12 protein-coding genes are annotated in these 15667 nt (G+C 59.4%); 4 read left to right on the top strand and 8 right to left on the bottom strand.

Annotated features, from left to right (window positions below):
• Positions 1-244 precede the first annotated feature (244 nt).
• The 3 genes from QZ268_RS02240 to QZ268_RS02230 form a co-directional block, all read right to left on the bottom strand.
• Positions 245-970: an NAD(P)-binding domain-containing protein gene (locus QZ268_RS02240; protein ID WP_295447384.1), complete on the bottom strand. Its 726-nt coding sequence runs from the start codon at positions 968-970 to the stop codon at positions 245-247.
• A gap of 1 nt (position 971) precedes the next feature.
• On the bottom strand, positions 972-3017 hold the full coding sequence (locus QZ268_RS02235) for an NADH:flavin oxidoreductase (RefSeq protein ID WP_295447382.1): 2046 nt from the start codon (positions 3015-3017) through the stop codon (positions 972-974).
• A gap of 90 nt (positions 3018-3107) precedes the next feature.
• Positions 3108-4670 (bottom strand): trimethylamine methyltransferase family protein, encoded by a 1563-nt coding sequence (locus QZ268_RS02230; RefSeq protein WP_295447380.1) that lies wholly within the window; start codon positions 4668-4670, stop codon positions 3108-3110.
• Between the two features lie 105 nt (positions 4671-4775).
• On the opposite strand from QZ268_RS02230, the gene QZ268_RS02225 reads away from it, so the two are divergent.
• Complete coding sequence (locus QZ268_RS02225; RefSeq protein WP_295447378.1) at positions 4776-5417, top strand: TetR/AcrR family transcriptional regulator; 642 nt, start codon at positions 4776-4778, stop codon at positions 5415-5417.
• Here the strand turns inward: QZ268_RS02225 and QZ268_RS02220 are convergent.
• Positions 5404-6315 (bottom strand): LysR family transcriptional regulator, encoded by a 912-nt coding sequence (locus QZ268_RS02220; protein WP_349386914.1) that lies wholly within the window; start codon positions 6313-6315, stop codon positions 5404-5406. The two genes, QZ268_RS02225 and QZ268_RS02220, sit on opposite strands and share 14 nt — an antisense overlap.
• Before the next feature lie 60 nt (positions 6316-6375).
• Here QZ268_RS02220 and QZ268_RS02215 point away from each other — a divergent pair, with 60 nt between their 5' ends.
• Positions 6376-6657 carry a DUF1330 domain-containing protein gene (locus tag QZ268_RS02215; RefSeq protein WP_295447376.1) on the top strand — a complete coding sequence of 94 codons (282 nt, stop codon included), beginning with the start codon at positions 6376-6378 and terminating at the stop codon, positions 6655-6657.
• A 317-nt stretch (positions 6658-6974) separates the two neighbouring features.
• Here the strand turns inward: QZ268_RS02215 and fdhF are convergent, their stop codons facing one another.
• From fdhF to QZ268_RS02195, 4 genes are all read right to left on the bottom strand, one after another.
• On the bottom strand, positions 6975-9749 hold the full coding sequence (gene fdhF / locus QZ268_RS02210; protein ID WP_295447374.1) for a formate dehydrogenase subunit alpha: 2775 nt from the start codon (positions 9747-9749) through the stop codon (positions 6975-6977).
• A 3-nt stretch (positions 9750-9752) separates the two neighbouring features.
• A complete protein-coding gene (locus QZ268_RS02205) occupies positions 9753-9890 on the bottom strand; it encodes a hypothetical protein (protein ID WP_295447372.1) in 138 nt (45 codons plus the stop codon).
• A gap of 1 nt (position 9891) precedes the next feature.
• Complete coding sequence (locus QZ268_RS02200; protein WP_295447370.1) at positions 9892-11580, bottom strand: NAD(P)H-dependent oxidoreductase subunit E; 1689 nt, start codon at positions 11578-11580, stop codon at positions 9892-9894.
• A gap of 98 nt (positions 11581-11678) precedes the next feature.
• A complete protein-coding gene (locus tag QZ268_RS02195; RefSeq protein WP_295447368.1) occupies positions 11679-12578 on the bottom strand; it encodes a LysR family transcriptional regulator in 900 nt (299 codons plus the stop codon).
• A gap of 568 nt (positions 12579-13146) precedes the next feature.
• Here QZ268_RS02195 and QZ268_RS02190 point away from each other — a divergent pair.
• The gene (locus tag QZ268_RS02190; RefSeq protein ID WP_295447366.1) at positions 13147-13716 is read left to right on the top strand and encodes a hypothetical protein; all 570 of its coding nucleotides are present in this window, start codon (positions 13147-13149) and stop codon (positions 13714-13716) included.
• Positions 13717-13765: 49 nt separating this feature from the next.
• Positions 13766-15610 (top strand): methyl-accepting chemotaxis protein, encoded by a 1845-nt coding sequence (locus tag QZ268_RS02185; protein WP_295447364.1) that lies wholly within the window; start codon positions 13766-13768, stop codon positions 15608-15610.
• The last annotated feature ends 57 nt before the right edge of the window (positions 15611-15667 follow it).

Here is a 15667-nt window from a genome sequence, read left to right as displayed (position 1 = left end):
CACCTTACCACACAAACCACCCCCACACCCACACCCCAAACACCCTCAAAAACAGCCCCCACAAACCACAAAACAACCAAAATCCAACTTACCCACAACATTACCCACAGACTCAACAAAAGGAATCAAAACAAACAACACCAGACGCAGAGAAAAAAACGAAAGAGCTGCAAAAGCAGCGCCAGCGCTTGCAACCGGGCTGGGCGGGCAGATGCGCAACATCTGCATCGCCCAGGGAACAGGGTCAGCCCTGCAAAGCGTCCAGACCGGCGGCAAGATCTTTGTCCATGCCTGCCGCTTCCATATGGTGGCGCAGGCGTTGGTTGTAGCCGCCGGGCGTATTCAGGGCCGTGAGAAGATCCTCAGCAACGCTGCCAGCCAATGAACTGGAAATCAGCATCCGCAAAAAGGCTTCTCCCTGGGCCGGGTCCGAAACACGTTGCCCCAGCCAGTTGGCCGCCTCCGCTGTTAGCCGCGCCACAGGCGACAGGACAGCCTGGGCACAGAGGTAGGCGTCCAGCTCGCCTGCGTCGCGCTGCATGAACAGGGTATTTTGCGGCACAAAGATCCGGGTCAGCAGCTCAGCATCCCCCAGCGCCATGATGGCGGATCCGCCTTGTGCAATGCCCGGGAAAGGCATCATCACCGCCGCAGCCTGAGCCGGGGCAACCAGTGCGGAGACCCGTTCCAGATCAGCGCCCGCCATAAAGGAGACCACATGCAGATCTGCTGGGAAGGTCAGGCGGTCAAGGATGGCAGGGGCGGCTTGCACCATCAGGCCAAGGAAGACCACCTCACTGTGATCCAGGATCTCTTGCAACTCGGCGATCTGCACTTCCGGGATCTCCGCAGCGAGGGCGTCCGCGCGCGCCTTGCTGCGGGCGCTGATGCGGATGTCATGGCCCTGCCCGGCCACCCCACGCACAACAGCAGAAGCAATGGTTCCGGTGCCGATAAACCCAAGACGCATGTCAGACATCCTTTAGCAGGCGCAGGGCATCATAGATGGCCGCATGGGTATTGCGTGCCGCCACCGCATCGCCGATACGAAACAGCTGAAAGCCGCCTTCAGGGTTGCTGTTGATGTCCTGTGGCCGCCCCTCGATCAAGGCGCTTTGATCAACCTCTCCCCGGTTGGACGACAGCTCTTTGAGATCAAAGTACAACTCGTCTAACGGCAGGGTGCCGTAATTCACCACCACCTGATCATACTGCGCCTCGGTTGTGTGGCCGCTGTAGTCAGTGCCAATGGTCGCCGTCAGCTGGTTGCCACTGGGCCTGACCGACAGCAGCCGCCGGGTGACGGTAAAGCGCACGTCCTTATCTTGCAGCGCCCGCATGTAGGGCACCAGGTTCATCGCCATGATATCAGGTGCAAAGGTGCGATCCGGGGTCATCAGCTCTACCTTGGCACCGGCATTGGCGGCGACCTCGGCCGCCATCACCCCAGGGTGATCGCCGCTTTCGTCATAGATCAGCACATTTGTCCCCGGCTTTACATCGCCAGAGATAATGTCCCAGCTGGTCACCACATTGGCGGCCTCCTCGCGGGTTTCATGCAGCATGCTGTTGGGCATGCCGCCGGTGGCGACGATCACCACATCGGGGTTAAGCGCCGTGACATCCGCCGCCTCGGCCCAGGTGTTGAAACGAAACTCCACATCGCGGGCCGCACATTGCGCCATGCGCCAGTCGATGATCGAGATCATCTCGGCGCGGCGCGGGTTCTGCACCGTCAGGCGGATCTGCCCACCAGGATCGGGCTGTGCCTCAAACACGGTCACCGCATGACCGCGCTCTGCTGCCACCCGCGCCGCCTCCAGACCACCGGGGCCAGCACCGATGACCACGACTTTCTTTTTCTCCGGGGCTGGGGGAATGTCATGGGGCATGGTCACTTCGCGCCCTGTGGCTGGGTTGTGAATGCACAGGGCCTCACCCGCCTGATAGATCCGATCCAGACAATAGGTAGCGCCAACGCAGGGGCGGATATCATCCTCGCGGCCTTCGATGATTTTGCGCACCACATGGGGATCCGCCATATGCGCCCGCGTCATCCCCACCATATCCAGCAGCCCGGCCGAGACCGCGTGGCGCGCCGTGGCCACATCGGGAATTTTGGAGGCATGGAACACCGGCATCCCGGTGGCGGCGCGCACCGATCCGGCAAAATCCAGATGCGGCGCATTCTTCATCCCCTGTACCGGGATCATATCGGTCATCGCCGGATCGGTATGGATACGCCCACGGTTGACGTTGAGAAAATCCACCTGGCCCGTCTGTTTCAGGATCTTGGCAATCTCCACGCCCATTTCAGGGGTGATGCCGCCGTCATGGGCCTCATCCGGGGCAAAGCGTACCCCAAGTACAAAATCGTCGCCGACGCGCTGGCGCACCGCGGCAATAATATCGGTGGTGAGCCGCATCCGGTCCTCTAGGTGGGCCCGTCCATAGGGGCCATCCAGATCATTGGTCAGCGGCGAGATGAACTGATCCAGCAGATGGCCATGGGTCATGATCTCAACCCCGTCCATACCACCCGCCTTCATGCGTTCTGCCGCATCGGCAAAATCAGAAATGATACGGGAGATATCCCAGTCTTCCGCCAGTTTTGGGAAGGCATGATGCGCCGGCTCGCGGTGGCGGGTCGAAGACACCGCCGGCAGCCAGTCGCCCTTGTTCCAATGGGTGCGACGACCCAGGTGGGTGAGCTGGATCATCACCGCCGCGCCGTGGTCATGCACCTGATCGGTCATGTTGCGGATCCAGGGCACCACCTCGTCCTTGTAGGCGAGGATATTGTTGAACACCGGCGGGCTGTTGCGCGACACCGCAGCCGAGCCCGCCGTCATGGTCAGCGCCACCCCGGCCTTGGCCCGTTCTGCGTGATAGGCCGCGTAGCGCTGTTTTGGCATGCCCTCTTCGGGATAGGCTGGTTCATGGCTGGTGGTCATAATCCGATTGCGCAGGGTCAGGTGTTTCAATGTGTAGGGCTGCAAAAGCGGGTCGTTGGACATCGGGTCTTCTTTCTGGGGTAACGGCCTTGAAGTGGTCTCAGTGAACTGGCATCCGACGTATAAGTACACCCCGGACGCCAAAAAGCAGGGTCAATACCAGGCGTCTGGCATCGCGGTTTTGGTTTTGGTGATGAACTCCCGCAGCGCCTCATCGGTGCCGGGGTCCAGATCGGGGGCTTGATAGCTAGCCAGCTGCGCCTTCCAGCGGCTGTTGGCGCGGGTGGCGGCATCAACGCCCCCCTGCTCATGCCAGGTCTCCCAGGGCTGCTGGTCATCCATGGCGCTGTCCCAATAGGCGCTCTGGTAATGGCGCAGGGTATGCTGAGTGGCAAACAGATGCTGCCCCGGCCCACCTTCGGCCAGCGCCTCAAAGCCCAGCGTGTCCTCATTCACCTCAAAGCCTTTGAGGTAGGCGTGCAGGGCACCGCAGAGATCCGCATCCAGGATGAATTTCTCGTAGGACATCGACAACAGCCCGTCGAGAAACCCGGCTGAGTGCAAAATGAAGTTGGCGCCACATTGGACCGCAGACATCATCGACATCATCGCCTGCTGCATGGCCTGCCCATCTGGCAGTTTTGAAGTTGAAAAGTTGCCTGCACAGCGCAGCGGCAGCTGCAGGCGACGGGCCAGTTGCCCCATGGCAAGCGAGCCCAGCGCGGGCTCTGGCGTGCCAAAGGTGGGCGAGCCTGTGCGCAACGACATCGAGCTGATGAAAGAGCCCAGCACCGCAGGTGATCCGGGGCGCACCAACTGGGTAATGGCGCAGGACACCATGCTTTCTGCCAGACATTGCGCCACCGCCCCGGCAGTGGTCAGCGGCGACACCGCGCCGCCCAGCAAAAACGGCAGATGGATCGATCCCTGCGCCGCCGCCGCATAGATACGGATACCCCGCGTTGTCACCCCGTCCATCACCATTGGAGAGGTGGTATTGAAGTTGCCCATGATTACGCAGTTCTGGTCGACAAAATCGGCGCCAAACAGAATGCGGCACATCTCGATACTGTCCTCCGCCCGCTCTGGCGCGGTGATGGATCCCAGAAAGGCACGATCGGAATAGCGCATATGGGCATAGACCATATCCAGATGGCGCTTGTTCACCGCCACATCCGTTGGCTCGCAGATTGTCCCGCCGGAATGGTGCAGGTTGGGGCTCATCTGCGCCAGTTTCACGAAGTTCTCAAAATCCGCGATGGTGCCGTAGCGCCTGCCCTTATCGAGATCCATCACAAAGGGCGATCCATAGGAGGGCGCAAAGACCATGGCATCACCGCCGATCTCGACTGTGTTGGCGGGATTGCGTGCCACCTGGGTAAACCGCGCGGGCGCCGTCGACAGGATCTGGCGGATCATCCCCGGCGCAAACTTCAGGTTCCAGCTCTCTGCGGTGAGGTCTGTGACCTGGGCCCCGGCGGCACGAAACAGTTCCACCACCTCCGGATCGTCGCGAAACTCGATGCCAATCTCCGCCATGATCCGCTCTGCCGTGGCTTCGATCTGCTCCAGGCTTTCCTCAGACAGGATATCATAGGTCGGGAGGTTTCGGCTGATGAAGGGCGTCTTTAAATACGCATTCTGACCCGGCTCGGCAGAGCGGCCCTCGCCACGACGGGACCGGCGCCCCCGTGTTTTTTCCTGCGCGTCACTCATGCCTTTGGCCTCCCGAGAACTGTACAACTCGACACATGTGTCGATGAGGCAGTCATACCTGTCAACTCTATTGCGACAAACCGATGTCGGTGTTAGGACATTGGCATGAATATTCAGAACCCTTCCCGCCCGCCGACCTCGGAAGAGGCCTGGCTGACAGCCGCGTATGACGAGCTGACCAACAATGGCGTGGAGGCGGTGAAAATCATGGCGCTTGCCAAACGGCTTGGGGTCTCGCGCACCAGCTTTTACTGGCACTTCAAAGACCGCGAAGCACTGCTGGAAGCGATGATTCAACACTGGGAAGACAAGAACACCGGCAATCTGGTGGCCCGCACCGAGGCCTATGCGGCCAATGTCTCGGAGGCGATTTTTAACCTGTTTGACTGCTGGCTGGATGCAGACCTGTTTGATGCCGCTCTGGATCTGGCGATCCGCAACTGGGCGCGCAATGACGCGGCGCTGCAACTGCGGCTGGATCAGGCGGATGCGCGCCGTGAGGCGGCAATGACGGCGATGCTGCAGCGGTTTGGCTATAGTTTAGACACCGCTCTGGTGCGGGCGCGGACCATGATCTACACCCAGATCGGCTATATCTCGATGCAAATCCAACAGCCCGAAGAACGACGCATGGCGCGGATGCCTGACTATATCGAGGTCTTCACCGGCCAGCGCCCGGCGCAGGTGGATATTGATCGCTTTATGGCGCGCCACCAGAGCACAGAAACGCCACCTACAGCTGAGTGAAATCAGCCTGGCGGGTCCGAAAGAACCGCTTCAAAGCCGCCTTCAAGCTCCGCACCTTGGCAGATTGCAGCAGATCCTGATGGCTGAGCACCCAGATCGGAGCATAGTCCTGCGGCTCCAGCCCCGGCAGTGGCTGCAGCTCTGGATCGCTCCGCCCCAGATACACCGGCATGCGTACCACCCCCATACCGGCCTTGGCCGCTGCGATCAGCGCGGTCATGTCGTCAAACCGCGCCCGAATGCGATAGTTCGGATAGAGCGCCAGCGCCGCATTGGGTGGGGCCTCCTGCTCACTGTAAATCACCCAATCCAGCAGGGCTTGCGGGTCCGATTTGGCCTGCGCGATGGTTTCAGGCCGGGCAAAACAGGTGGTTTTCTGGTCCGCCAGACGCACCCCCACCAGACTATCCCCAGGGGATTTGCTGATACGGAGCGCCAGGTCCGCCTCGCGCCGGGTCAGATCCAACACATCATTGGTGGCGCGCACCGTCAGCGCGATCCTGGGGTTCTGTCGGCAGAACTCTGCCAGAAAAGGCGCCAGATGGGTCTGGATCAGCAATTGCGGCGCGGTGAGCGTCAGGGGGCCAGACAGCCCCTGGTCCCGCCCTGACAACTGACGCAATGCTGCCTGTTCCTGCTGTTCCATCCGAGCGGCGGCTCTGGCCAGGTCTTCGGCTTCGGGACTGGCCAAATAGCCTTCGGGGCGGCGCTCAAACAGGGGGCGGCCCAGCATATCTTCGGCGCGCTGCACCCGGCGCGCCACCGTGGTGTAGCTCACCGACAGCGCCTCGGCGGCCCCGGCCAGTGTTCCGGCCCGTACCAGCGCCAGGATCGTGCGCATGTCATCCCAGTTGATCTGCATACCATGCGTTTTTGCATGGATAACACTCAAATGCATGTGTTTTCTTGCGCCCGCCCTTCCCCCATCTGTTTGCCATCACTGAGAAAAGGAAAAAACATGGCATATGTATATGTAAACCTGGTGCTGGAAGATCCCGAGATCATGGCAGCTTACCGCGAGAAAGCTGGGGCGGCCTTGCAAAAGCACGGGGCCAAACCACTGGTTTCCACCCCCAACCAGACTGTTATCGAGGGCAGCCGCGACAAAACGGGCATTGGGGTGATTTTGCAATTCCCCGATGTCGAGGCCGCCAAGGCCTGGATCAATGATCCCGAGTTACAGGAAACCCATGCCCTGCGCCGCGCTGCCGGTCAGTCAGCCATCACCCTGTTGGCTTAACCGCAAAAGCGCGCGCTCCCGCCCGTCGGGCGCAGGGGCAAGCCCCGCCCCCTCCCGTTGGGCCCAGCGCCGGGCGTTGCCCGGCGAAGAAAAGAAAATGTGCTGAGATGCGATTGAGGGGCAAATCTGCCCCTCAATGCGCCTGATCAATTTTAAGATCTGGAGCTCTGCCCTCAAGGACAAGCCGCGCAAAGCGCGGGCCCTGCCGGGCTCCTTGACCGCAGGTCTCCACAGTGGGCACAGAGGGTACGGTCAAAAGAGAGGGCGCGACATCCAAGATGTCGCGCCCAATGGTATAAGCTGCAGAAAAACGCCCGCTATTGTGCTGCGATCTGGCCTTCGGCTTTTTCGATTTTCACCGCCGCAAATTTGAACTCAGGGATTTTGCCGTAGGGGTCCAGCGCAGGGTTGGTCAGGATATTGGCGGCGGCTTCGACATAGGCGAAAGGCACAAACACCATATCCTCGGCGATAGCGCGGTCTGCACGGGCCATGATCTCAATCGAGCCGCGACGGGTGGACAGACGGACCATATCCCCAGGCTCCACCCCCAGAGCGCGCAGGGTTTTTGGATGCAATGAACAGTTGGCCTCGGGCTCAACCGCGTCCAGCACCAGCGAGCGCCGGGTCATCGACCCGGTGTGCCAATGTTCCAGCTGCCGCCCGGTGGTCATGATCATCGGATAGTCCGCATCCGGGGCCTCATCCGGTGCAATCACACTGGCGGGCGTGAAGCGCGCGCGCCCGTCAACCCGGGGGAAACCATCGCCAAAGACAATCGCCTGACCAGGGTCGGTTGCATGCAGCGACGGATAGGTGATGGTTTCGGTTTCCAGGCGCTCCCAGGTGATATTGTCAAGCGACTTCATGTTGAGCTTCATCTCGGCAAAGACTTCGGAGACATCGGCGTAGTCCCAGGGCAGGCCAATACGCTGCGCCAGCTCGACGGTGACTTTCCAATCTTCGCGCGCCTCACCCGGAGGCGCCACAGCGGGACGAACCCGCTGCACCTGGCGGTTGGTGTTGGAAACGGTGCCGTTCTTTTCATAGAGCGCCGAGGCGGGCAGGATGATATCGGCAAAGTTTGCCGTTTCCGTCAGGAAGATATCCTGCACGATCATCAGGTCCAGCTTGGCAAAGGCCTCGCGGGCGTGATCGGCATCAGGGTCGGACATGGCCGGGTTTTCACCCTGGATATACATACCCTTGATGTTGCCCGCATAGGCCTGGTCCACGATTTCGGTCACGGTGAGGCCTTTCTCATTGGAGAAATCTCCCCCGCCCCAGACATCGGTAAAGCTTTTGCGGATGCCGTCATCCATAACCGACTGATAATCCGGCAGGAACATCGGAATGAGGCCGGCATCAGAGGCACCCTGCACGTTGTTTTGTCCGCGCAGAGGGTGCAGACCAGCGCCCGGTTTACCGACATTTCCGGTCATCAGCGCCAGGCTGATCAGGCAGCGTGAATTGTCGGTTCCGTGGATATGCTGGGAAACCCCCATGCCCCAGAAAATCATCCCCGCATTCGCCTTGGCAAAGAGGCGCGCGGTGCGGCGCAGCTGCTCTGGTTCGATGCCGCAGATTTCGGACATTTTTTCCGGGGTGAAGTCTTTTAGATGGGCCTTCTCGGCCTCCCAGTTTTCGGTGCGCAGCTTGATGTAATCGGCGTCGTAGAGCTCTTCTTCGACGATGACATGCATGATTGCGTTCAACATCGACACATCCGCACCGGGGCGGAATTGCAGCATCTCAGCTGCGTAGCGGCGCATGCCGACGCCGCGCGGATCCATCACGATCAGCTTGCCACCACGTTTGGTGAACTGTTTGAAATAGGTCGCTGCGACGGGATGGTTTTCGATCGGGTTGGAGCCGATGATGATCGCCACATCAGCATTTTCGATCTCGTTGAAGGTCGCGGTCACCGCGCCTGAGCCGACGTTTTCGATCAGCGCCGTCACCGATGAGGCATGGCATAGCCGGGTACAGTGATCGACGTTGTTGTGCTTGAACCCCTGGCGGATGAACTTCTGGAAGAGATAGGCCTCTTCGTTGGTGCATTTGGCCGAGCCAAACCCGGCAACCGATTTGGGGTCTTCATCCCGCAGAGCTTTCAGGCGGGTGCCTGCCAGCTCCATGGCTTCTTCCCAGCTGGCTTCGCGGAAATGGGTGGCCAGATCACCGGGATCGACGTTCAGTCCCTTGGCAGGGGCATCATCGCGGCGGATCAGCGGTTTGGTCAGGCGGTGCGGATGGTGGATATAGTCAAAGCCAAAGCGGCCTTTGATACAGAGGCGGCCTTCATTGGCGGGGCCGTTGATGCCCTCCACATGTTTGACCTTGCCATCCTTGACCTTGAGGCTGACCTTGCAGCCCACCCCACAGAAAGGGCAGACGCTTTCGGTTTCAGAATCAAAGTCCTGCAGATCGCCAACGCCCTGATCATCCAGCACGGCGGCGGGCATCAAGGCCCCGGTGGGGCAGGCCTGCACACATTCACCGCAGGCCACGCAGGACGAGCCGCCCATGGGATCCGCAATATCAAAGGTTGGATAGGCGTCGTGACCCCGGCCGGCCATGCCGATGACGTCATTAACCTGAACTTCGCGGCAGGCGCGCACACAAAGCCCGCAGGAGATGCAGGCATCCAGGTTGACGCTCATCGCCACATGGCTGTCGTCAAGCAAGGGAATGCGGCCTTCTTCCAGCTTGGGGAAGCGCGACTCGGAAACCCCGTTCAGCGCCGCCATATCCCATAGGTGCGAGGACTTATCATGCGCCTCTTCCTGCTTGGGCTGGTCCGCGACAAGCAGCTCCATCACCATTTTACGGGCGCCTTCCGCGCGGGCGTTATTGGTGGTGACCACCATGCCTGAGCTGGGTTCGCGAATGCAGGACGCGGCCAATGTGCGCTCGCCCTCGATCTCGACCATGCAGGCGCGGCAGTTGCCATCGGGGCGATAGCCCGGCTGTGGCTTGTGGCACAGATGCGGAATTTTCAAACCCCGGCCATTGGCAACTTCCCAGATGGTCAGGCCTGCTTCGGCTGTGACCTGCTCGCCATCGAGGGTGAATGTGATTTTATCGCTCATGGCTCAGACCTCTTCCATCTGGTGTGTCACGCGGAGGGCAGCGCCCGTCCCGGGGTGGGCGTGAAGCGCCCGCCCATGGGGGCGGGTCGGGCGCTGCCCGGCGAAACCCGCCGGGCGGAAGATCTCAGTTACGCTGTACATCTCAGACCTCCTCGGGGAAGTGTTTGATGGTCAGACGGATGGGATTGGGCGCAGCCTGGCCCAGGCCGCAGATCGAGGTATCAACCATGGCGGCGCTCAGCTCTTCCAACAGACCCTGGTCCCATTTCTTTTCGCCCATCAGTTTGACGGCTTTTTCGCAGCCCACCCGGCAGGGGGTGCACTGGCCGCAGCTTTCATCTTCAAAGAAACGCAGCATGTTCAGCGCCGCATCGCGGGCCGAATCCTGGTCCGACAGCACCACAACAGCAGCAGAGCCAATGAATGTGCCATGGGGCTGCAGAGTGTCAAAATCCAAGGGCACATCATGCATCGAGGCAGGCAGTAGACCCGAAGACGGGCCACCCGGCTGATAGGCCTTAAAGGTGTGACCCTCGAGCATGCCGCCACAGGCCGCAATAATATCAGTGATGGTGGAACCCGCAGGCAGCAGATGTACGCCGGGGTTCTTGACGCGACCGGAGACCGAATAGCTGCGCAGGCCCTTGCGGCCGTTCTTTTCAACCGAATTCAGGCACTCGGGGCCTTCGCGGTTGATCTTGCAGACCCAGTACAGGGTCTCGACGTTATGCACGAGCGTTGGTCGGCCAAAGATCCCCACCTGCGCCACAAAGGGCGGACGGTGGCGTGGCTCGCCGCGTTTGCCCTCAATCGACTCGATCATGGCGCTCTCTTCGCCACAGATATAGGCCCCCGCGCCACGGCGTAGATCAATATATCCGGGTTCGACAATACCAGCCTGTTCCAGCGCCTTGATCTCGGTTGCCAGGATCTCCAGTACCGCAGGGTATTCATCGCGCATGTAGATAAAGGCTTTTTCCGCCTCAACCGCCCAGGCCGCAATCAGCATGCCTTCCAAGAAGACATGTGGGGTGCGCTCCAGATAGTAGCGGTCCTTGAAGGTGCCCGGCTCGCCCTCGTCACCGTTGACGGCCAGATAGCGCGTGCCTTCATTGGCGCGTACAAAGCCCCATTTGGTGCCCGATGGGAACCCCGCGCCACCCAGACCCCGCAACCCTGCCTCTTTGATCTTGGCCTGAACCGCTTCCCAGTCGCCGCCCGCACGCAGATCTTTTAGCACCGCATAGCCGCCGTCAGCCTGATAATCTGCCAAGGTTTCATAGGCAGGGACATGCACATGGGTGTCCTCTGCCGCAATGGCCGCCTGCACCTTTTCGACGGTGGCGTGGTCAATGTGGTTATGGCCGATTTCCAGCACCGGAGCGGTATCACAGCGGCCCATGCAGGGCGCCCGCAACACACGGACCTGTGACGCATCCAGGCCGTCTTCCAGGGCCTGTTTCAGCTGCTGGGCGCCGGCCATTTCGCAGGACAGGGAATCGCAAACGCGGATGGTCAGCGCGGGCGGCGGTGTCTCGCCTTCCTTGACCACATCAAAATGGGCATAGAACGAGGCCACCTCGTAGATCTCTGCCTGGCCAGTGCGCATCTCTTCCGCCAAGGCACGGATATGCGCGGCGCTCAGATGGCCATAGGCATCCTGGATCAGGTGCAAAAACTCGATCAACAAATCCCGATTGCGGGGCCGATCACCCAGAAGTGCCAGAACCTCGCTATGTGCCTGATCCTCCAGCTGGCGACCCTTGGGCGTTTTGCGCCCCTTGCCTTTGCCGGATTTCCAGACGCCCTTGCTATTGTCCAATGGTGCCACGCTGACCTCCAAAAATTACGCACGTGCCTTTTCTCGGCAAATGTCATCAGGAAATCATATCGTCAAATTGTATGTGCGGAATGCGCAATAACGAAAGCTTATCGCATAAAGGCGGCAACAACCCGGCGCAAAGAGGCGACGGTGGTCAGTTCCGGCGTGCGCTGCAGGCAGGCGAGGCAGAGCGGGCGCGCCTGCGATTCCATGTCTCCAGCGCTCATCAGGTCAAGCACACGGGTGCCGACGATCTCTCCCAAGGCATCCGCCAGGGCCCGTGGCAGAATGGTCGCCACCGCGCCTTCGCGCGCCATAATAATCGCTGACATAAAGCCGCTGGATTCAGACATCACGTCAGGTTTGACCTCCAGGCCAGCAAAGATACGGTCGAGAATACGCCGGTTTTGCATCCCCGGCTCCAGCAGGCTGAGGGGCAGAGCAGCGGCAGCCTGCCAACTGATGCTTTCACCCAGATGCGCCACCATGGGTTCCGGGGCCAGCAACACATAGCTTTCTTCATACAGATGGGTGGTTGCGACCAATCCGGGCGGCACGCTATCGCTATAGGTCACGCCAGCGTCGATGGTACCATCCAGGATGCGCTGCTGAATCGCCATTGAGGTGGTGACATCAATATGGACCAAAACCCGTGGATGCACCTCGTGCAAGCGGTTCACCACCTGAGCCGCAAAAGCGGTCGCAGTGGGCACCACCCCCAACATCAGGGTTCCGGTCACTTCCCCCCGCGAGGCTGAAACCTCTTGCTCCAGTGCTTTGGCGTCATCCAAAATCCCGCGCGCTCGGCGCACGATCATCTCGCCTTCACCTGTCAAACCCTGAAACCGGTTGCCCCGCCGAACAATCGAGAGGCCCAGCTTTTCCTCAAGGTTGCGAATGCGCATGGAAAAGGCCGGCTGGGACATGCCGCAGTCTTTGGCCGCCTTGGCAAAATGCTTATGCCGGGCCAGAGCCGTCACCAATTGTAAATCTCTGAGTTCTATCATTCTATGACCATAGGGCCGAGACCCAACCAGAGGCAATCGCGGCAATCTGCCCGGGACTGAAAACCCGCCAGTTTGGACAGCCCGCACCGGCCGCGCCGAAGGGCGGGAGGCCGCACTACAAGCCCCATTTGGCAAGACCGTTCACACCTGGATCATTTGATCAAGAGTGGTCAAACCGATTCTACGCTCTCTAGTGGTTTTAGATGAGAAAACCCTCACCCTAGGCTGCATTTCACAGGGCTTAGCTGCCAGCGCCGCCGCCGCCTAAAGACCCAAAGTACGAAGAAATGTTCCCAATTTTGTGCAAATACCGCACCGAGTCTCATGCAAAAAATTCACTCCCCGCACCCCAAATTGATTTTAAATGTTGCAAAATCAATTACCTATCAAGCCACTGCCACATTGGGACTTAAAACAGGCCGGTTTTAAGACAGGCCCTTTCTAACAGATGGCCCTGCCCCTTGTCGGCTCCAAATCTGCCCGGACTTGGCCAGTTAAGACCTCGGTAAGTCACAAACCATACTCTTGGACCACCCAAAATTGGACGGACACCTCTAAGGAGTGACTAATGCGTACCCTAACGATTGCATCTTTGTTTTCCCTAATCGCCATGCCCGCCTTTGCTGCAGATTATAATGCGGCAATGGAGAGCTATCTTGAAACCAATATCCGCAACTGGGCTCAGACTCCCGTGTTGGTCGAAGCCATTGCCAACCAAAACAGTGAAACGAGTGGCATGAGCCAAGCCGATGTTGACGCCCTGGATCTCCAGTGGCGCGCTGAAGTTGGCGAGGACCAATCTGCTTTGATCAGCGACGTCCTGAGTAACGATGCTGCAGACTTCCTGCGCACTCAGATTGAATCCTCAGGTGGCCGGATCACCGAGATTTTCATCATGGATGCACAGGGGCTGAATGTCGCGGCCTCTGGCACGACATCAGACATGTGGCAAGGAGACGAAGCCAAATTTCAGATGACTTATAGCGTTGGCTCGGATGCCGTCCATTTTGGCGAGATTGAGCTGGATGAATCCAGCCAACGATATCAAGCCCAAATTTCCCTGACGATCGTTGATACGGAATCTGGTGCCGCAATTGGTGCCATGACCGTAGGCGTCGACGCTGACTCCTTGATGTAACGTTAATCCAGCAAGCAGCTCTGCGCATTTATCTAATAAAGGTTAAAAAATGAAAGCCCGCATACCCTCGATTACCCTATTCAAAGGCATGTCAGTCTTCATGAAGTGCTGCTTGCTCATCGTCGCGACCACAATGATTGTATCTGGCGCGCTTGTGGTCAGGACCAACGCCACATTTGAGGCCGCCGTTGAAAAGGGTGTCCACACCCTGGGCAATGGCGTGACTATTACTGTCGCCTCCCGCAGTGGTGGCTCCATCCGCTTTGGTGATGCCGATCGGCTCTCGACGGATATCCTGAACATTCTTGAACTCTCCGACGGACGCGCCCTGTTTGGTGCGGCGATTAACAGCAAAGGCAAAGTCGTCGCCACTGCCGGGGACGCCAGTGAAGCAGATATCGAGGCCCTGACCCTTTTGGGCATTACTTCTGCGGAATCCGGTGCATTGGAAACCAGCGCCGACGGCTATTTCATCGCTGCACCTGCGATGGCCGGTGCCAATGCTGACGTACTGGTTGGATCGGTGGCCATGATCTGGTCGCCCGAACGCGCCTTTGCCGAGGCCGCCCCAGGCCAGACAATGACGCATATCTTTGCGGGGACTGCTTTTGTCATCATGTGTCTGCTGTCGGTATTTGCCCTTCGCAGAATTCTGTCACGCCCCCTGAAAACCGTTGGCGAGACCATCAATGTGATCGCGGATGGCGACTATACCCAGCCCGTCCCACTGCTGGACCGCCGCGACGAAATGGGCGCTATTGCCCGCACCATCGACAATTTGAAAACCCAGCTCACTGCGGCCCAGGCGGTTGAAGAAGAACGCCAGCAAGCCCAGGAAGCGCAGAAACATGTCGTCGACCGGTTGAACCGTGCCCTGCAAAGCATGTCAGAAGGTGATCTGACACAGGCCATCAATACGCCGTTCAAAGGCGAATATGAGAGCCTGCGCACCAACTACAACACCACGCGGTCTACCCTGGTTGGGATCATGAATGCGGTTGTGGAAAGCACTACCCGGATCCGCGCCAATGCAGAAGAAATCAGCCAATCCTCTGCCGATCTGTCGCAACGGACCGAAAGCCAGGCAGCCACCCTGGAAGAAACCGCTGCGGCGATGGAACAGCTCACCGTGAGCGTGAAATCCGCAGCAGAGGGTGCAAAACAGGTGGAAGTCATTGTTGAGGAGGCCCAGAGTGGCGCCAAGCAAAGTGGCCAGGTTGTCACCGATGCGGTCAATGCCATGTCCGAGATCGAGACCTCTTCGAACCAGATCTCGCAGATCATCTCGGTGATTGACGATATCTCCTTCCAGACCAACCTTCTGGCGCTCAACGCCGGGGTTGAGGCCGCCCGTGCAGGCGAAGCCGGTCGTGGGTTTGCCGTGGTTGCCTCCGAAGTGCGTGCCCTGGCGCAGCGGTCTTCCGATGCGGCACAGGAAATCAAACAATTGATCTCCGAAAGCTCGCAGCATGTTTCCAAAGGTGTGGATCTGGTCGGCAAGGCCGGCAGCGAGCTGGATAGCATCATCAGCCGCGTTGGGACAATCTCCAACCATGTGGCAGAAATTGCCCAAGGCGCCAGCGAACAGTCCACGACACTGCTGGAAATCAACACCGGCGTTTCGCAACTGGATCACGTGACCCAGCACAATGCTGCTATGGTCGAAGAAAGCACCGCTGCCAGCCAGATCCTGCGCAACGATGCAAGCGAGCTGGCCAATCAGGTTTCGGTCTTCAAGACCGGCAACGACCGGACTATGGCACCCGTCCAGTCAGCCTCTCCGGCGCCTGCTCCGGCAGTACATAGCGAGTTCCACGAATCCGAAGATGATTTCTTCGCCGAAGACTCCTCTTCATCCGCTCTGCCAGCGGCTGTCGGCTGGGACGATTTCTGACCCAGGCCAAAGTGCAAATCTACAAGACCGCGCAGGCCTCGGCCCGCGCGGTTTTTT

This window comes from uncultured Pseudophaeobacter sp., assembly GCA_905479575.1.
Taxonomy (GTDB): domain Bacteria; phylum Pseudomonadota; class Alphaproteobacteria; order Rhodobacterales; family Rhodobacteraceae; genus Pseudophaeobacter.
The sequence above is the reverse complement of the archived record's forward strand: the minus strand, read 5'-3'. Positions and strand labels throughout refer to the sequence as shown.